We start from the raw sequence: 18091 nt of genomic DNA, 5'->3' as shown, positions 1-18091 counted from the left end.
TCGCGCAACGGAGCGCCACGCACACTCGATCCACGGAGGCGTTCTTTTGAACTCGTCGGAGTCCAGCATGTCCGAAACATTCATCGCTGAGACACTCACGCCCGAATTGGTGGCAACCTACTACGGGCAGTTGGCACCAGAGGACGCGGCGGCCTACACGCCGCAGCAACTTGAATCCAGGGTGGGAGCCCACCTGGCCGTCGGCTGGATACGGGAACCCAAGACGCCCCGCGTGGCCATCACCCGACACGCCGCCATGGCCATGGTGTACGTGGTCACCGACGACATGCCGTTCCTGGTCGACTCGGTCACCGCCGAGATCGTGCGGCAGAACCACGCCATCAACGTCGTGGTCCACCCCACCTTCGTGGTCGGCCGCGATGCCGAGGACGGACACATCACCGCCCTGGACACGGTCCCGGCCAACGAGCACCTGGCCAGCGGCGACACCGCCGCCCTGCCTCAGATCTCCGCGCTGGTCGCCGAAAACCGCGACACCGCCATCGAATCCTGGATCTCCGTGGAACTCGGCGGGGACCCGAGCGACGAGGCCCTGACCAAACTGGTCGCAGGCCTCGAACGCATCCTCAAGGACGTGCGCGCCGCCGTGGAGGACTGGGCGTCGATGCGCAACAAGGCCCACGAGATCGCCGACTCCCTGGCCACGGTCGCAGGCGCCGAGCAGGTCCCCGACCTGGACGCCGCCATCGACCTGCTGCACTGGCTCGACGACGGGAACTTCACCTTCCTGGGCTACCGCGAGTACGACCTGATCACCGAGAACAACGAAGACGTGCTGCGGATCCAGACCGAATCGGGCCTGGGCCTGATGCGCAACGCCATCCCGGCGCGCGACACCCAGCACCTGACCAAGCGCGGCCGGGCCATGGCCCGCGACAAGCGCGCCCTGGTCATCACCAAGGCCAACTCCCGCTCCACCGTGCACCGCGGGGTCTACCTGGACTACGTGGGTGTCAAGCGCTTCGACGCGGCCGGCAACGTCAACGGCGAACGCCGCTTCATCGGCCTGTTCGCCTCCAGCGTCTACACCTCCTCGGTGCGCAGCGTCCCGGTCGTGCGCGAGAAGGTCGAGGCCGTGCTCAAGCTCGCCGGCTTCGCCCCCGATTCGCACTCCGGCAAGGACATCGTCACGATCCTGGAGACCTACCCGCGCGACGAGCTCTTCCAGATCTCCGTCGAGGACCTCACCAACACCGTGCTGGGGATCCTGCGCCTGCAGGAACGCCGCCGCACCTCGCTCTTCCTGCGCCCCGACGTCTACGGGCGCTTCATGTCCGCGCTGGTCTACCTGCCGCGCGACCGCTACACCACCGGGGTGCGCCTGCGTATCGAGAAGGAATTGACCGAGGCGTTCAACGCCGAGTCGATGGACTTCGAGGTCCGCATGTCCGAGTCCTCGCTGGTGCGCCTGTTCTACCGGATCCGGCTGCAGCGCCACGGGCTGACCCCCGTGGTGGACCGCGCCGGGCTGGAAACCCGTCTGGTCGCCGCGGTGCGTTCCTGGTCCGAGGGCATCACCGTGGCCGCCAACGAGCTCTACGGCAACGACAAGGGCGCCGCGCTGGCCGCCGGCTGGTCCGAGGCCTTCCCCGCCGCCTACCGCGTCGAGTTCGAGGTCGAGGACGCGCTGGCCGACATCGAGCGCTTCGGCAAGTACGAGGACGAAACCCACATCGGCCCCGTGGTGAAGTTCTATGTCCCCGAAGAGGATGAGGACTCCGAGGTCAACGCCCGGATGAAGCTCTACCTCACCGCGCCGCTCTCGCTGTCGCGGATCTTGCCGGTGCTGCAGAACCTCGGCCTGGAAGTCATCGAGGAACGGCCCTTCGCCGTGACGCCCTCGCGCGCCGAGCCGCGCTACCTCTACGACCTGGGCCTGAAGTTCCCCGAGGGGATCGACCCCATGGACGCCGAGGCCCTGCTGGCCGACGCCTACTCCGCGGTGGTCACCGGCGCGGCCGAATCCGACCACATGAACCGCCTGGTGCTGCTGGAATCGATCTCCTGGAAGCAGGTCGGGCTGTTGCGCGCCTACTCCCGCTACCTGCACCAGCTGGGTGTCTCCACCTCCTACACGTTCATCTCCGACACCCTGGTCGCCAACCCGGAGGTCACCCACGGGATCATCGCGCTCTTCGAGGGCACCTTCGACCCGGCACTGACGCCCGAGGCATCCGCCGCCGCCATCGAGGTCGCCCACAAGGTGCTCAACGAGGCCCTGGACAAGGTCCCGACGCTCGATGCCGACAAGCTGCTGCGCCGCTTCGTGAACCTCATCGAGGCCACGCTGCGCACCAACTACTACATCGATCCGGCGGCACTGGCCTTCAAGCTGCTGCCCGGAAAGATCACCGACGCTCCCTTCCCCCGCCCCAAGTACGAGATCTGGGTCTGCTCCCCGCGCATCGAGGGCGTGCACCTGCGCTTCGGCGAGGTCGCCCGCGGCGGGCTGCGCTGGAGTGACCGCCGCGAGGACTTCCGCACCGAGGTCCTGGGCCTGGTCAAGGCACAGATGGTCAAGAACGCCGTGATCGTGCCCACCGGCGCCAAGGGCGGCTTCTACGCCAAGCAGCTTCCCAACCCGGCCGTGGACCGCGCCGGCTGGATGGAGGAGGGCAAGGCCTCCTACCGCATCTTCATCCGCTCGCTGCTGGAAATCACCGACAACCTGGTGGTCGACGAGGACGGCGAGAAGGTCGTGCCGCCGGCCAACGTCGTGCGCCTGGACGGGGACGACACCTACCTGGTGGTCGCCGCCGACAAGGGCACCGCCTCGTTCTCCGACACCGCCAACGCCATCTCCGCCGAGCGCGGCCACTGGCTGGGCGACGCCTTCGCCTCCGGCGGGTCGGTGGGCTACGACCACAAGGCCATGGGCATCACCGCCCGCGGCGCCTGGGAGTCGGTCAAGCGCCACTTCTTCGAGTTCGGCGTGGACACCCAGACCCAGGAGTTCACCGCCGCGGGCGTGGGCGACATGTCCGGGGACGTATTCGGCAACGGCATGCTGCGCACCCGCACCGTCAAGCTGCTGGCCGCCTTCGACCACCGCGACATCTTCCTGGACCCGAACCCGGAGCCGGGGGCCGCGTTCGACGAGCGCGCGCGCCTGTTCGAGTTGCCGCGTTCCTCCTGGGCCGACTACAACAAGGACCTGATATCCGCCGGCGGCGGGGTGCATTCCCGCGCGCTGAAGTCCATCCCGATTTCCCCCGAGGTGCGCGAGGCGCTGGGCCTGGGCGCCACGGTCAGCTCCATGGCCCCGAACGAACTGCTCAAGGCCATCCTGGGCGCACCGGTCGACCTGCTGTACAACGGCGGCATCGGCACCTACGTCAAGGCCGCCGACGAGTCCCACGCCGAGGTCGGGGACCGCGCCAACGACGCGATCCGCGTCAACGGCGAGCAGATCCGCGCCAAGGTCATCGGCGAGGGCGGCAACCTGGGCATGACCCAGCGCGGCCGCATCGAGGCGGCGCTGCACGGGGTCATCCTGAACACCGACGCCATCGACAACTCCGCAGGCGTGGACTGCTCGGACCACGAGGTCAACATCAAGATCTTCGTGGACCGCATGGTCGTGGCCGGGAAGCTGGAGGCCTCCAAGCGGGCCGAATTCCTGCACTCGATGACCGACGAGGTTGCCCGCCTGGTGCTGAAGACCAACTTCGACCAGAACGTGCTGCTGCTCAACGACAAGCAGGAGCTCAGCAGCTGGTCCCCGGCGTTCGAACGCCTCATGGACTGGCTCGAGGAGCATGCGGACCTTGACCGGAAGCTGGAGTTCCTGCCCTCCACCGAGGTGCTTGAGGCGCGCCTGGCGGCCGGGGGTACGCTGACAGCCCCGGAACTGGCGGTGCTCGTGGCCTACGCGAAGATCCAGCTGGCCGCCGCGCTGGCCGCCTCCGACCTGCCCGACGACCCGCACTTCGCCGCGACGCTGCGCAACTACTTCCCGGTGCAGCTGGCCGAGCAGTTCGGGGCGGACCTCGACTCCCACCCGCTGCGCCGCGAGATCATCGCCACCGTGGTGGCCAACGACATGGTCAACATCGGCGGCACCACCTACGCGTTCCGCGTGATGGAGGAGACCGGGGCCGACGAGGCACAGGTCGCCAAGGCGTTCGTGGCGCTGCGCGAGATCTACTCGCTGGACGCCGAGATCGACGCGATCAATGCGCTGCCGGCTTCCTTCGACTCGACGCACTGGTGCCGCCTGCACCTGGACATGCGCCGCCTGCTGGACCGCGCCACGCGCTGGTACGTCCACCACGTGGACCGCGAACAGGACGTGGACGACGCCGTGGCCGCACTGGCACCGACCGTGCGGGCGCTGCGCCCGGAGGTCGGGTCGCTGCTGCGCGGGGTCGACGCCGAGCGCGCCGCGGCCTGGGCGACCCAGGGCAAGGGCTGGGGCCTGGACGAGGACCTGGCGACCCGCTGGGCCGTCCAGTTCGAGTCCTTCGCGCTGCTGGACATCGCCACGGCCGCGGCCCGCACCGGGGCCGATGCTACCGAGCTGGCCAAGGTCTACTACGTGCTCTACGACCGCTTCGGCGTCGACTCGCTGCTGGAGCGGATCACCTCGCTGCCGCGCGACGACAGGTGGAAGGCACTGGCCCGCGCCGCGCTGCGCGACGACCTGTACTCGACCATCATCGACTTCACCCGAGACGTCGTTGCCGTCACGGATCCGGGGGAAAGCGACCCGGCCGTGCGTGTGGCTGCGTGGTTGGAGGCGAACGCGGCTAACCTTGATCGTGCACAGAACATGTTCGCGGAAGTGAACCGGCTGGAACGCGATGACATGGCGTCCCTGTCGGTCGCGCTGCGGCTGTTGCGTTCCATCGTACGGAGGTAATATCCATGGCCATCTTCACGGACCAGCTACGCCAGAGCGCCGACTTTGGTCCGGGGGATGAGGATTGGATCCACCTGTTGGTGGGGGACTGGCAACTGATCGCCGACCTGGCGTTCGCCGATTTGGTGTTGTGGTTCCCGGTCCCGGAGGGGACGTACAAGGCCCTGGCCCATGTGCGTCCCTCCACCTCGCATACAGTGTTCCACACGGACTTCGTCGGGGAGCGGATCCGCAAGGACCTCAAGCCGCTGGTCGAACAGGCCTGGCAGACCCAGGACATCGTGCGTTCGGACGCGGGCACGGTGCGGCCCGGTGAGCACTCGATGCTCATCGAGGCCGTGCCGCTGGTCCGCAACGGGCGCACCCTGGCGGTGCTTTCGGTGCACTTCGACCTTTCCGGCTCGCGGCTGCCCTCGCGGCTGGAGCTGACCTACCGGCAATGCGCCGAGGACCTTTTGCGCATGTGCACCCGCGGGCTGTGGCCGGACTTCGCCACGCCCACCGGTTCCCGGCGCGGCGCCCCGCGCGTGGGCGACGGGTTCATCAGGCTGGATGCCGACGCGGTGGTCCAGTACGCCAGCCCCAACGCGGTCTCGGCCTACCGCCGGCTGGGGGCCGCGGCGACCCTGGAGGGCGTCTCGCTCTCCGAGGCGACGATGTCCCTGGTCAAGGACCGCCGGCTGACCGACGAGGCGCTGCCGCTGGTGGTCTCCGGCAAGATGCCCTGGCGCACCGAGATCGAGTCGATGGGCGTAACGCTGTCGCTGCGCGCGATCCCGCTGCGCAACGCCAAGGGACGCTACGGCGCCCTGGTGCTGTGCCGCGACGTGAGCGAGCTGCGCCGCCGCGAAAAGGAACTGGTGTCCAAGGACGCGACCATCCGCGAGATCCACCACCGGGTGAAGAACAACCTGCAGACCGTGGCGGCGCTGCTGCGCATGCAGTCGCGCCGGATGAAGTCCGAGGAGGGCCGGGCGGGCCTGGACCAGGCCATGCGCCGGGTCGCCACGATCGCGGCGGTGCATGAGACGCTCTCGCAGGGGCTGGGCGAGAACGTGGACTTCGACGAGCTCATCGACCGGCAGTTCCGGATGATCGTGGAAATCGCCTCGCCGGGGCAAAAGGTGATGACCGAGAAGACCGGGGCCTTCGGGCACCTGCCGGCGGAGCTGGCAACACCGCTCTCGCTGGTCATCAACGAGCTGGTCACCAACGCCGTGGAGCACGGGCTGGCCGAGCGCGACGGCACCGTCCAGCTGGCCGCCGAACGCAAGCGCAACGCCGTGGGGGAGGACATCCTGCGCGTGGCCATCTCCGACGACGGGGTGGGACTGCCCGCGGGCCCGCGCACGGAGGGCCTGGGGCTGCAGATCGTGCGCACCCTGGTCACCAGCGAGCTGAGCGGGAACATCCACTGGGAGGACCGCTCGGGACCCGGGACCCGGGTCGTGATCGAGTTGCCGGTCGCCGCCCGGCGCTGAGGCCAGGCAGGCCAACGACAGGCAGGCGGGGGCCGGTTCCTGAAAGGAACCGGCCCCACCTGCCTGTGTGGTGCTGCGGAGCGCCTAGAACTTCGTGCGGTGTGCCAGGATGCTGGCGACGTAGTTCTTGGTGTCCGCGTACATGCCGTTGCGCTTCACTCCGGTGGCGCCCTGGTAGTAGTAGGCGATGCCCAGCTCGACCGACGGCGCCGAGCTTTGGTGCGCGCGGATGATCGCGACACCGGCGGTGACGTTGTCCTGCGGGTCCAGCAGGTCGAGCTTGCGCCCCACCAGCCCCGAGGCCCATTCCCCGGCCGAGGGGATGACCTGCATGACGCCCACGGCGTTCGCCGGGGAGACCGCGTTCATCCGGAAACCGGACTCCTGGAAGGCGTGGGCCTGGGCCAGGGAGGGGTCGACGCCCATCTGGCGGGCGGTGCTGGCCACCATGGCCTGCATGGCCGCGGGGGAGGGCAGGTTGCGGGAGAGCAGCTCGCGCTTGTTGTCGTTCGCCGAACCCACCACGTCGCTCTTGTAGGTGCGGCCCAGGAACGTGTTGCCCACCAGCGGCTTCGAGCTGGTCGGGTTCACGTCCGAGGAGGACTTCGGTGCGGAGGTGCCGTTGCCGCTGACCTTCAGCGTCCGCCCGATCTGCAGGACGGTGGAGTAGGTCACCGACGGGTTCAGGCGCAGGATGGTGTTCAGCGGCGTCCCGGTCTTCAACGCAATGTGTCCCAGGGTGTCGCCGGAAACCACGGTGTAGCTGGAGCCGCCGGATGGGGCCTTGGGTGCTGCCGATGCCTTGGGGGACGACGGCGCGGACGGTGCGCTCGGGGAGCCGCTGATCTTCAGCTTGTCGCCCGGGCGGATGATGTCGCCGTTGGACAGGTTGTTCAGCTTCATGAAGGCGGAGACCGACATGTTGTGGCGGATGGCGATCATCGAGGGGGAGTCGCCCGACTTCACGGTGTAGGTTCCGGACGCGGAGGCGCTGTTGCCCTTGGGCGCGGACTTGGACGGGGACGATGAGCCCTTGGATCCGAAGTGCAGCACCTGGCCGACGTAGATGGTGTCCCTGGCGGGGTTGCCGGCGGCGCTGCGGACCTCGTCCAGGGAAACGCCAAGCTTCTTGGCGATCGCGCCCATGACATCGCCGTTGACGACCTTGTAGGTCTGTGCCGGCTTGGCGGAGGTGCCTGCGTTGTTCGTGGAGGCCTTGGGCGATGCGGCGCGTGCGTCGCTGCCGCCCAGGCGCAGCACGTCTCCGGGCTTGATCAGGTCGGAGGAAAGCTTGTTGATCTTCTTGAGCTCGGACACCGAGACCCCGGTGCGCACGGAGATGTGCGAGAGCGTGTCGTTCTTCTTGACGGTGACGGTTCCGCTCTTCTTGGCCAGGGGCACCACCGAGCCGGGAACGTGGGAGGCCACCAGGTGGGCGCTGATTCGCGCCTCGGCTGCCTTGACCATGGCGGGGGTGGCGGTCTTGGGTGTCAGGGCATCACGGGTGGGCAGCGGTGCTGCCTCGGCCGGGAGTGCGAGGGAACCGAGGACAACTGCAGGGATTGCGACCGTGGCCACGGCGCTGCCAATGGCTCTGACGCGATTGTTATGTGCAAGGGACATGGAGCGATCCTTTGGGTTGGGGCAAGGACGAATCGTTCGGTCGCAAAAGAACGCACATGGATTGTGGCCCATGTGCGTGTTGTGACTCATGGTGCAGGTGTGACTAATGTGAATTTACACCACGGAGTGGAATTTGTGAAAGATCCCACCAAGAAATCGTTCATATGGCTCCTGAACCATCCAAGGATGTGGCACGCTGGAATGGTGAGCAATCTTGAGAACCTAGTGGCCGACTGGCTGCCCCTGCCCGACCTTGCCGAAGCGCTGGACGTTTCCATCAAAAGGGTCCATAGCCTGATCGACGAACGTGCCATCATTGCCGTGCGCGTGGGCAAGCGAAACATCCGCAGCGTACCCGCCGCCTTCGTGATGGACGGGGGCATCGTCGAGAGCCTCAAGGGCACGATCTCGGTGCTCGTTGACTCCGGCTACGAGGACGAGGAGCTGCTGGTGTGGCTCTTCACCCCCGACGAGTCCCTGAACGGCACGCCCATGGATGCGTTGCGCGCCGGACGCAAGACCGAGATCCGCCGCCGCGCCCAGGCGTTGAGCTGGTAGCAGGCACCGTGTTGCACCTGCCCGGTGCATAGCCCCGAACCCAAGCAAGAAGCGACGGCCCCCCTCCGGATGATCCGGGGTGGGGGCCGTCGCTTTTCTCGTTCCTGCCTACTCCTACGAGGTCCGGCGGATTGCCGCCAGGCCCAGGGTGCGCAGACCGTGCCGTGCCAGCGGGGTGACGGTGAGCCGGTCCAGGGCGGCCAGGCCCTGCTCGGAGAGCTCGGCGATGGAGGCCTCGGTGGCCGCCAGCGCCCCGCACGACTCCAGCAACGCACTCATGCGGGTGACCTCGTCCTCGCGCAGGTCATCGGCACCCAGGCGCGACTGGATGAATTCCTGGTCGGCCGGCGGGGCAAGGGTCAGGGCATGCGCGATGATCTCGGTGCGCTTGCCCTCGCGCAGGTCGTCGCCGGCCGGCTTGCCGGTGATCGCCGGATCGCCAAAGACGCCCAGGACGTCGTCGCGCAGCTGGAAGGCCTCGCCCAGCGGCAGGGCAAACCGGGAATACTGTTCCAGCAGGTCGGAGGAGGCCCCCGCCAGCGCGCCGCCGAGCAGCGTGGGATTTTCCACGGAATACTTGGCGGACTTGTAGCGCACGATGGTGCGGGCGCGCTTGACCGCCTCGGCAGGCCCGTAGGCCGGCCCTGCAGACTCCTCCAGGACATCAAGGTACTGTCCGGCCATCACCTGCGCGCGCATGCGGTCAAAGATGGTGCGGGCCTCGGGCACCAGCGGCTGGATGGTGGCGAAGAGCTGCTCGCTCAGCGAAAGGCAGAGGTCCCCGGCGAGGATCGAGGCGGCCTCGCCAAAGCGCGGGGCGTCCCTGTGCCAGCCCGAGGCGCGGTGCAGCGACTCGAAGCGTCGGTGCATGCTGGGCTGGCCCCGGCGGGTGTCGGAGCGGTCGATGAGGTCGTCATGGATCAGGGCGGCGGCCTGGAAGAGTTCCAGTGCGGCGCCGGCCTGCACGATGTCGGTGGCCTGGGCATCGCCGCCGGCCCCCAGGTACCCCCAGAAGGCGAACAGCGGACGCAGTCGTTTGCCGCCGCGTGTCAGCTCGTCGATCGCGGTGACGATTTCCGCCGCCGCCGGGGCGATGTCGGAGATGGCTTCATGTTGTTCTGCAAGGAATTCCGACAGCAAGGTCTCGAGCCGTTCCGAGAAGTCTGCGGAAAGGTCCCGTGCCTTTTCGGGGTCGGAGGTGTCCGCAGCATAAAGTGTCATGATTCCCATCCATAGGTTGCGCAACGTGGTGTTTCCTTAACTCTAGCCGTGCAGTTGCCGCCAGCTGGATTGTCGGAGTCGTTGGCTAGACTTCAGTGCATGGCCCAAGGCAAGGTGCGCGCGATATTGCATGTCGACATGGATGCTTTTTTCGTGTCCGTCGAGTTGCTCACGCGCCCCGAGCTGGCGGGGAAACAAGTGATCGTGGGTCATCCGGGTGAACGCTCCGTGGTGCTCTCGGCGTCCTATGAATGCAGGGCACTGGGAGTGAAATCGGCCATGCCGATGGCCGTGGCGATGAGGATGGCCCCGCATGCGGTGGTGATTCCACCGACGCAGGGGCTGTATTCCGCATATTCCGCCAGGATCATGGAAATCTTCCACCAGGTCACGCCGCTGGTGGAACAGCTCAGCGTGGACGAGGCATTCCTGGACGTGACCGGAAGCATCCGGCGGCTGGGACCTCCAGAGGCGATCGGCGAGATGATTCGCGCACGGCTGCGCACCGAGCTGGGTTTGCCCGCAAGCGTGGGCATCGCCGCCTCGAAGTTCGTGGCCAAGGTTGCCTCCACACGCGCCAAGCCCGATGGCATGTTGGTGATCCGCCCCGAGCAGACACTGGCCTACCTGCATACCCTGCCGGTGGGTGCGCTGTGGGGAGTGGGGGCCAAAACCGCATTGGTGCTGCGGGAAATGGGGATCACCACGGTGGCCCAGCTGGCCCACACACCGCAAAACACGCTCAGCCGCCGACTGGGAGCGACCGGAATCCACCTGTACAACCTGGCCTGGGGGCGTGACGACCGGTCCGTGGAGACCGAGCGCGAGGAAAAAAGCATCGGCGCCGAGGAGACATTCGCGATCGACATCTGGGATGACGAAGCATTGCGCCGCGAAATACTCCACCTCGGCCATCGCGTGGCCACGCGGCTGCGCGAGGCCGAAAAAGTGGCGGGCGTCGTGGCCTTGAAGCTGCGCTACAGCGATTTTTCCACGCTCTCGCGCAGCCGGACCCTGCCGTATCCCAGCAACGCGGCCGGCGACCTGGTCGCTGCCGCGGATGGACTTTTTGAAAAGCTTGGCCGGCGGCCCCAAGCCGTGCGACTTGTGGGTATCCGGGCGGAGAAGCTGGCTGACGCCGGCGGCGGGATGCAATTGAGCATCGATCCGCGAGACGACAACTGGCGGCAAACCGAGGCAACGATGGATTTGATCCGTTCCCGGTTCCCGGCCGGGGCGCTTCGCCCGGCTTCCCTGCTCGAACGTGGGCAAAAAGAGAAAAAACCGGACCAGCCTTCTTGACACATTCGCCGTGAGTCTGCTGCGAGTTGAATCCTGACTACCTTATTAGCAGGATTCGGGACTATTCTGGAAGTAGAAGTTAGCTAGCCGTATCGGCCGGGAACATTGCCAAGGCGTATTACGTTCAAGTAGGTAAAGGCGAGAGCCGGGACCGTGAAGTGAAGGGGAAGAGACGATGCCACTTTCCGAGCATGAGCAACGTCTTCTGGAGCAGCTGGAAAAGCAGCTACACGAAGACCATCGCTTCGCATCGACGATGAAATCCGCGTCGACGGCGGGGAACTACTCAACGCGCAATCTTGCTTTGGGTGCTTTGATCGGCATCGTGGGGCTTGGGGTGCTGATCTATGGCGTTTCAAGCCAGTTGATCATCGTGGGCGTGCTGGGATTCATCATCATGTTTGGCGGCGTGTACCTGGCCCTTTCGCGCAAGGGCGGCTCCAAGAAGGGCGGCGTGCCCGGTGCGGGCAAGAATCCCCAGAAATCGGGATTCATGAGCGACCTCGAAAACAGGTGGGAACAGCGCAAGCGTGACGAGCACGGTTCCTGATAAGCCACCTTTGACCGGAGGCCCGGAGGCCTGACCCTCCGCCTCCGCTTACTCCAGCCAAGGCTCCGCAGCATGTGCGGGGCCTTTGCCTTTTTAAGGACTGGCCCTCCGCCTGGAGGCATGCGGCCCCATGCCGTCTGGACGGGCCGCTGGCGATCGCCACGGTCGGCCGCCGCCAGGCAAGGCCAACCCCGCAGCCGGTGCGCGACACGGCGACGCGCCGAGTATGCCCAATCGCCGTAAATTTTATTCCGGCGGTGGATCCCGCACGCCCGCGCGCGCTGCCCGAATCCCTCCACTTGCCCCCACCGCAGCGGGCGGCTTCCCTGCCATTTTCGCATCCAGGTTCTAAAGATCCTTGTGAATCCGGGAATTCCCAGAATCCCGAATGTGGGCCCCGCCACATCCCGCTTTCTGGGAGTTTGGTCTGAATCCAAATCCCTCCACTTCGCCCCCACGCCGGAATGCCGCGGAAAATCAACACTTTTCGTTCTCTTTTCATCTCAAAATGCCGGAATGGTCGTTGACAGTGGAGGCTTGTGGAGTAAAGTGGAGCGAAATAGAGGGGAATGGGGCAAGTTGCTTCTTTCAACCGGGAGGCGGTCTGTGTGTTCCTAGGAACGTATACACCGCGCCTGGACGAGAAAGGGCGATTAATCCTCCCGGCGAAATATCGTGACGAATTAGCCAATGGTTTAGTTCTGACTCGTGGCCAGGAGCGCTGCATCTACGTCTTTAGCCAACGTGAATTCGAGAAGCAGCATGAGCAAATGAGCCAGGCTCCGATCTCATCACGCCAGGCCAGGGACTATGCGCGTGTTTTTCTCTCCGGCGCTTCGGATGAATTGCCGGACAAGCAGGGGCGGGTCACCATTCCGTCCATGCTTCGTTCATATGCGGGGCTGGACCGTGAGGTCACAGTGATCGGCGCGGGCAACCGGGTCGAGATTTGGGATTCCACGGCGTGGAATACCTACCTCGAAGAACAGGAGAATTCGTTCTCCGAAACGGATGACGAAGTACTTCCGGGATTCTAGGCACCACATGGTGACTGGAAACCGGTCAGTGGCTTGGACGAGATCTCCAGCCGCCCGTGCCACGCACATCCTGGCTCCACTTCCCCGGAGCCAGGCTGGGCAGCAGCGGGTCGGAGGGGGATCTGGTCTCAGCCAACAGATGAGGCAAAATGCCCACGCGAAAGGGGGAGCGGTGAATATCGACGGCAACGCAGAGCGACCCGCCTCGGAACGCCACGTTCCAGTACTGCTCGAACGATGCGTAGGGCTTTTGGCACCTGGCATCGAAGCCGGAATCGCCGCACGGGGCCGTGCCGTGGTCGTTGACTGCACCCTGGGGATGGGCGGCCACTCGGAAGCCTTGCTCCGGCGCTTCCCGGATGTCCACCTCATCGGCCTTGACCGCGACGAGCAAGCCCTGGCCCTCGCCGGTGCCCGGTTGGAACCCTACGCAAACCGCACGGACCTTGTCCATGCGATCTACGACGAAATCGCCGATGTCGTCGAGGACCTTGGGTTCGACGGAATCGACGGGGTTCTCTTCGACCTCGGGGTTTCCTCCCTGCAGCTCGATGAACGCGATCGCGGTTTCGCCTACTCCTATGACGCCCCGCTTGACATGCGCATGGACACCTCGCGCGGACCCACCGCGGCCGACATCGTCAACGAGTACAGCGAAACCGAACTCGTGCGCATCATCCGTGCCTGGGGCGAAGAGAAATTCGCCGGACGCATCGCCTCGGCCATCGTCGAGGCGCGCAAGGCCAAGCCCTTCAGCACCACCGAGGAACTGGTGACGGCCATCCGGTCGGTCGTCCCCGCCGCAGCAGCACGCACCGGCGGCCACCCGGCCAAGCGGACCTTCCAGGCGCTTCGCATCGAGGTGAACGAGGAACTGGACGTGCTTGATCGGGCCATTCCCGCGGCCATGGGCGCCCTGCATGTCGGGGGACGGGTGGTGGTGATGAGCTACCACTCGCTGGAAGACAAGATCACCAAGCGGCACTTCGCCGCCGGATCAAAGTCATCGGCCCCGGCGGGTTTTCCCGTGGAGCTTGAAGAACACAAGGCGCAATTCAAGGTCCTCACCCGAGGAACCGAGAAGCCAACCGACCAAGAAATCGCCGAAAACTCACGAGCAGCCTCAGCGAAGCTGCGAGCCGTGGAACGCATCCTGAAGAGGAACTGAGTATGAGCAACCGGACACCCCACCGCGTACGTTCTCGCGTCATCGAGCTACCCGCAACACAGGGTGCCAACGCGCTCAGCCATGCCCCGCAGCCCATCCCGGCCTCGCGCCCGGAGGAAACATCCGCCAAGCGCCGCACCACCCTCTCGGTGGTGCCGGCGCTGGGGGCCAAGCGACGGGTTCCATTCATCGTCTCCATCTTCGTCCTGGTCATCGCCTCGGTCGTGGCGGTGCTGCTGATCAACGTGTACATCGCCAACGGCCAGTACACCGCGGTGGACCTGCGCGGACAGGAACGTTCGCTGTCCCAGGAAAACGAGGCCTTGCGCCAGGAAGCGCTGTACCTGGGATCCCCCCAGGTGGTGGCCAAGAAGGCTGCCGACCTGGGCATGGTCAAGCCCGGCGCGCCCGCGGCCATCAACCTGGACACCGGCAAGGTCGCCGGGACCGCCACGGCGGCCGAAAAGCCAAGCGCCGAGAACAAGGCCAAGAGCGGGATCCTGAAAGCCCCGGCCAAGCCCGCAACCACGACCGAGGCCAAGGGCAAGACCGCTGAACCGGCAGCCAGGGACGCCGCGACCGAACCCCCGGTGGCCGCCGAGGTGCCGCCGAAGTCCACCGTCGCCCGGACCCCCGTGCCGGCGGACGGCTCGCGCCCCGACTTCTCCCCGGCCCAACTCAATGGCGGGACGATCCCCGCACCAAGCCTGAAGACCCCGGGACAGTAGCACCCCCGGAACCGGGGCCGCACCAGGCCCCGCTACGCACCACCACGCCCACCCGGTATGAGCTGAGGACCGAATGCCACCAAAATCCCCAACCACCGGAACGACCCACCTGCGCCTGCGCATGGTGGTGGCGATCTCCCTGGTGCTGTTGCTGATCACCGGCGGACGGCTGTTCTTCGTCCAGTCGCTCAATGCCAAGGCCGTGGCCGCCGAAGCGGTGGACAATCGCACCCGGGTCCAGGAAACGCAACCCAAGCGCGGCCAGATCCTGGATTCCAAGGGCACGATCCTGGCCACCAGCGTCGATCGCTACGACCTGGTCATCGACCAGCGGAAGGTCGATGCCGACAAGCCGATCGTGCGCAAGAAGCTCTCCGGTGGAACCACCCGGGAATCGGTGAGCATCGAGCAGGCCGTGGGCGAGCTGGCACAGCTCATCGACCAGGACATCGACACCGTGCGCACCGCGATCGTGGGCGATCCCGGGGCGAAGAAGAACGCCTACTCCGTGGTGGCCAAGGGAGTGACCCCCGAGGTCCGCAACTCGGTCATGGAACTGCGCATCCCCACGCTGACCGGACAGCTGCGCAGCGAACGCCAGTACCCCAACGGGGTGGTGGCCGGCCCCCTGCTCGGCTTCGTGATGAACACCGACGACCAGCAGTCGCTCAAGGGCGCCGAGGGCCTGGAAATGAGCCAGGACAAGCGCCTGACCGGAACCCCCGGAACGCGGACCTACGAGGTCGGCGCCGACGGCGTGCGGATCCCCGTTGCCGAGACCACCGAGGTCCCCGCGGTCGACGGGCAGGACGTGAAACTGACCCTGGACGCGGACATCAACTTCATCGCCCAGGAAGAGGCGCTGAAGAAGCAGAAGCAGTTCAACGCCGAATGGGTCTCGGTGATCGTCAGCGAGGTCAAGACCGGACGGCTGATCGCCATCGGCGACTCCAACCAGCTTGACCCCAACGACCCCAGCGCCACCGAGGCAACGTTCCGCCGCTCGGCCTCCATCACCCAGGCCTTCGAACCGGGATCCACCGGCAAGGTCCCGACCTTCGCCGCGGCCCTCGAGGAGGGCGTGGTCAAGCCCACCGACGCCTTCAAGGTCCCCAACGCGTACACCATCAACAAGGAAACCATCAACGACTCGTTGAAGCACTCCACCTACGACATGACCGTCGCGGGCATCTTCGCCCGCTCCTACAACACCGGCACGGTCATGATCGGCAACAAGATGAGCAACGAGACCCGCTACAAGTACATGAAGAAGTTCGGCCTCGGCAAGGCCATCAACATCGGCCTGTCCGGGGCCAGCCAGGGCATCCTGGCCAAGCCGCAGGACTGGGAACGGCGCCAGCAGTACGCGACCATGTTCGGCCAGGCCTACACCCAGACCGCGCTGCACACCGCGCAGATCACCCAGGCCATCGCCAACGGCGGGGTGCGCATCGATCCCACGCTGATCGATTCCTACGTCAACCCCGACGGCACCATCGAGAAGCCCGCGGCACCCAAGTCCGAGCGCGTGGTTTCCGCGAAGACCTCCAAGGAGATGCTGCGCTTGATGGAGACTGTGGTCCTGGAGGGAACGGGTACTAAGATGGCTGTGTCCGGCTACCGCGTCGGCGGCAAGTCGGGCACCGGCCAGGCCGCCGGGCCAAACGGCGGCTACGACGGCTACACCAACTCGTTCGCCGGGGTCGCCCCGCTGGACGACCCCCAGATCGCCGTCGTGGTCACCATGTACCGCCCCAAGGGAGACTGGAAGTCCTGGTCCGTGGGCGACACCTTCAGCGAAGTCATGGGCAAGACCCTGAACGCCTACAACGTTCCGCCGAGCAATTCGAAGCCCAACGGGTACGACGTGTTCATCGGATCCGAACAAAAGAAATCCTGGTAATGCCTGAAGCCCTCACACCCCGCGCGGCGGAAACGCTGCTGCGCCCGCTGAAACAACGCACCACCACCCTGCGAGCCATGCTCGAATACCTGCACGAAACCGGGCGGGGTGCGAACATCATCGGGAACGGCGAGGCGCAGGTCTCCGGCATCTGCCTGGACTCCCGCGCCGTGCTGCCCGGGGACCTCTATGTCGCCGCTCCGGGGGCCCGGTTCCACGGCGCGCAATTTGCCGCCGCCGCCGCGCAGGCCGGTGCCGCCGCGATCCTCACCGACATCGAGGGCGAAGCCGCCGCCTCGGCGCCGGGCCTGCCGGTGCTGCTGGCCGCGGATGTGCGCGAGGTCGTCGGGGAACTGGCCGCCCTCATCTACGGGACCGACGAGGACTGCCCCGAGCTGTTCGGGCTGACCGGAACCAACGGGAAGACCACCACAAGCTACATGATCCGCTCGGTGCTCGGCGCCCTGGGCCGGGAAACCGGCCTGGTGGGCACCATCGAGATCTCCGCCGGGCAGACCCCGATCCCCAGCATCCTCACCACCCCCGAGGCCCCGCAGCTGCACGGCCTGATGGCCCGCATGCGGGAACTGGGCGTCACCTCCGCCACCATGGAGGTGTCCTCCCACTCGCTGTCCTACCGAAGGGTCGACGGCCTGCGCTTCGCGGTCTCCGGCTTCACCAACCTCACCCAGGACCACCTGGACCTGCACGGCAGCATGCAGGAATACTTTGCGACCAAGGCCGAGCTCTTCGACCTGGAACGCAGCGATCGCGCCGTGATCACCGTCGACGACGACTGGGGACGTGCCATGGCCGCCCAGGCCACGGCGGAGGTCTGGACCCTGGCCACCACCGGCACCGGAACGGACGCGGACTGGGTCGTGGCCAACGTGCGCCCGGCCGGCCTCGGGCACCGCTTCGAGCTGCACGGCCCCGGGGAGCAGGTGTTCACCGCCGTCACCGGCCTGCCGGGGGACTTCAACGTCTCCAACGCCGCCCTGGCCGTGGTGATGGTGCTGGCCTCCGGGGTCGAACCGGGGCAGCTGCAGGCAGCCCTGGATGCCGCCAACCCGCTGACCGTCCAGGTGCCCGGCCGGATGCAGGTCATCGCCGAATCCCCGGCCGCCATCGTCGACTTCGCCCACAACCCAGACGCCCTGGCCCGGGCCCTGGGTTCGGTGCGCTCCACCGAGCCGGGTTCCCGGGTCATCGTGGTCTTCGGGGCCACCGGCGAACGCGACGCGACCAAGCGCCCGGTCATGGGCGCCGTGGCCGCCAGACACGCAGACGTGGTCATTGTCACTGACGACGACCCGCACTCCGAGGACCCCTCCGGGATCCGGGAGGCGGTCGCCGCCGGCGCGCGGGCCGAAATCCTCGCCAACGGGCTTGGGTCCGAGGTCCACGAGATCCACCCGCGGGCGGCCGCAATTGCCGCCGCGGCGGCGATGGCGGGGGAACACGACACCATCCTGGTCGCCGGGCGCGGCCACGAGGTCTTCCAGGAAGTCATGGGCGTGAACCTGGAACTCGACGACCGGCAGGAGCTGCGCCGGGCATTGCTCGCCAACGGCTTCCACCCCCTGGAACCGGCTTCCGGTTCCACCGATCCCGCGGATGAAGGGTAAAGTCCTAGTT

The 18091-nt window shown here is 66.5% G+C and carries 12 protein-coding genes; 10 read left to right on the top strand and 2 right to left on the bottom strand.

What is annotated here, in order from left to right:
• Window positions 1-67 precede the first annotated feature (67 nt).
• On the top strand, window positions 68-4882 hold the full coding sequence (locus BLJ79_RS04665) for an NAD-glutamate dehydrogenase (protein WP_071213520.1): 4815 nt from the start codon (window positions 68-70) through the stop codon (window positions 4880-4882).
• Window positions 4883-4887: 5 nt separating this feature from the next.
• Window positions 4888-6363, top strand: coding sequence for a sensor histidine kinase (locus tag BLJ79_RS04660; RefSeq protein WP_071213519.1), 1476 nt, complete (start codon window positions 4888-4890; stop codon window positions 6361-6363).
• A gap of 84 nt (window positions 6364-6447) precedes the next feature.
• On the opposite strand, the gene BLJ79_RS04655 is transcribed toward BLJ79_RS04660, so the two are convergent.
• Window positions 6448-7986: a lytic transglycosylase domain-containing protein gene (locus BLJ79_RS04655; protein ID WP_071213518.1), complete on the bottom strand. Its 1539-nt coding sequence runs from the start codon at window positions 7984-7986 to the stop codon at window positions 6448-6450.
• A 201-nt stretch (window positions 7987-8187) separates the two neighbouring features.
• Here BLJ79_RS04655 and BLJ79_RS04650 point away from each other — a divergent pair, with 201 nt between their 5' ends.
• Window positions 8188-8544, top strand: a complete 357-nt coding sequence (locus BLJ79_RS04650) for an Rv2175c family DNA-binding protein (protein ID WP_175475388.1) — start codon at window positions 8188-8190, stop codon at window positions 8542-8544.
• Window positions 8545-8658: 114 nt separating this feature from the next.
• Here BLJ79_RS04650 and BLJ79_RS04645 read toward each other — a convergent pair whose 3' ends face one another.
• Window positions 8659-9765, bottom strand: a complete 1107-nt coding sequence (locus BLJ79_RS04645) for a polyprenyl synthetase family protein (RefSeq protein ID WP_071213606.1) — start codon at window positions 9763-9765, stop codon at window positions 8659-8661.
• A gap of 99 nt (window positions 9766-9864) precedes the next feature.
• Between BLJ79_RS04645 and dinB the strand changes: the two genes are divergently transcribed.
• The 7 genes from dinB (at window position 9865) to BLJ79_RS04610 (ending at window position 18081) form a co-directional block, all read left to right on the top strand.
• Window positions 9865-11067, top strand: coding sequence for a DNA polymerase IV (gene dinB / locus BLJ79_RS04640; RefSeq protein ID WP_071213517.1), 1203 nt, complete (start codon window positions 9865-9867; stop codon window positions 11065-11067).
• A gap of 175 nt (window positions 11068-11242) precedes the next feature.
• Entirely contained in the window at window positions 11243-11617 is a 375-nt protein-coding gene (locus tag BLJ79_RS04635) for an SCO2097 family morphological protein (protein WP_071213516.1), read from the top strand.
• A 608-nt stretch (window positions 11618-12225) separates the two neighbouring features.
• The gene (mraZ, locus tag BLJ79_RS04630) at window positions 12226-12654 is read left to right on the top strand and encodes a division/cell wall cluster transcriptional repressor MraZ (RefSeq protein ID WP_071213605.1); all 429 of its coding nucleotides are present in this window, start codon (window positions 12226-12228) and stop codon (window positions 12652-12654) included.
• Between the two features lie 139 nt (window positions 12655-12793).
• Complete coding sequence (gene rsmH, locus BLJ79_RS04625) at window positions 12794-13822, top strand: 16S rRNA (cytosine(1402)-N(4))-methyltransferase RsmH (RefSeq protein ID WP_071213515.1); 1029 nt, start codon at window positions 12794-12796, stop codon at window positions 13820-13822.
• Between the two features lie 2 nt (window positions 13823-13824).
• Complete coding sequence (ftsL, locus tag BLJ79_RS04620; protein ID WP_071213514.1) at window positions 13825-14550, top strand: cell division protein FtsL; 726 nt, start codon at window positions 13825-13827, stop codon at window positions 14548-14550.
• 73 nt (window positions 14551-14623) lie between these two features.
• Complete coding sequence (locus BLJ79_RS04615; RefSeq protein WP_071213513.1) at window positions 14624-16453, top strand: peptidoglycan D,D-transpeptidase FtsI family protein; 1830 nt, start codon at window positions 14624-14626, stop codon at window positions 16451-16453.
• Window positions 16453-18081 carry a UDP-N-acetylmuramoyl-L-alanyl-D-glutamate--2,6-diaminopimelate ligase gene (locus tag BLJ79_RS04610; RefSeq protein WP_071213512.1) on the top strand — a complete coding sequence of 543 codons (1629 nt, stop codon included), beginning with the start codon at window positions 16453-16455 and terminating at the stop codon, window positions 18079-18081. Before BLJ79_RS04615 ends, BLJ79_RS04610 begins: the two co-directional genes overlap by 1 nt.
• Window positions 18082-18091 lie beyond the last annotated feature (10 nt).

The sequence above is a fragment of the Arthrobacter sp. UCD-GKA genome, assembly GCF_001863355.1.
Classification (GTDB): Bacteria; Actinomycetota; Actinomycetes; order Actinomycetales; family Micrococcaceae; genus Paeniglutamicibacter.
This window is presented reverse-complemented; position numbering and strand designations above follow the sequence as displayed.

What these genes read in the sequence shown, in the direction of transcription:
- BLJ79_RS04650 (WP_175475388.1), top strand. Translation starts at nt 8,188, where the DNA reads ATGGTGAGCAATCTTGAGAACCTAGTGGCCGACTGGCTGCCCCTGCCC.
- BLJ79_RS04615 (WP_071213513.1), top strand. Translation starts at nt 14,624, where the DNA reads ATGCCACCAAAATCCCCAACCACCGGAACGACCCACCTGCGCCTGCGC.
- BLJ79_RS04635 (WP_071213516.1), top strand. Translation starts at nt 11,243, where the DNA reads ATGCCACTTTCCGAGCATGAGCAACGTCTTCTGGAGCAGCTGGAAAAG.
- dinB (WP_071213517.1), top strand. Translation starts at nt 9,865, where the DNA reads ATGGCCCAAGGCAAGGTGCGCGCGATATTGCATGTCGACATGGATGCT.
- BLJ79_RS04660 (WP_071213519.1), top strand. Translation starts at nt 4,888, where the DNA reads ATGGCCATCTTCACGGACCAGCTACGCCAGAGCGCCGACTTTGGTCCG.
- BLJ79_RS04610 (WP_071213512.1), top strand. Translation starts at nt 16,453, where the DNA reads ATGCCTGAAGCCCTCACACCCCGCGCGGCGGAAACGCTGCTGCGCCCG.
- BLJ79_RS04645 (WP_071213606.1), bottom strand. Translation starts at nt 9,765, where the DNA reads ATGACACTTTATGCTGCGGACACCTCCGACCCCGAAAAGGCACGGGAC.
- BLJ79_RS04655 (WP_071213518.1), bottom strand. Translation starts at nt 7,986, where the DNA reads ATGTCCCTTGCACATAACAATCGCGTCAGAGCCATTGGCAGCGCCGTG.
- ftsL (WP_071213514.1), top strand. Translation starts at nt 13,825, where the DNA reads ATGAGCAACCGGACACCCCACCGCGTACGTTCTCGCGTCATCGAGCTA.
- rsmH (WP_071213515.1), top strand. Translation starts at nt 12,794, where the DNA reads ATGAGGCAAAATGCCCACGCGAAAGGGGGAGCGGTGAATATCGACGGC.
- BLJ79_RS04665 (WP_071213520.1), top strand. Translation starts at nt 68, where the DNA reads ATGTCCGAAACATTCATCGCTGAGACACTCACGCCCGAATTGGTGGCA.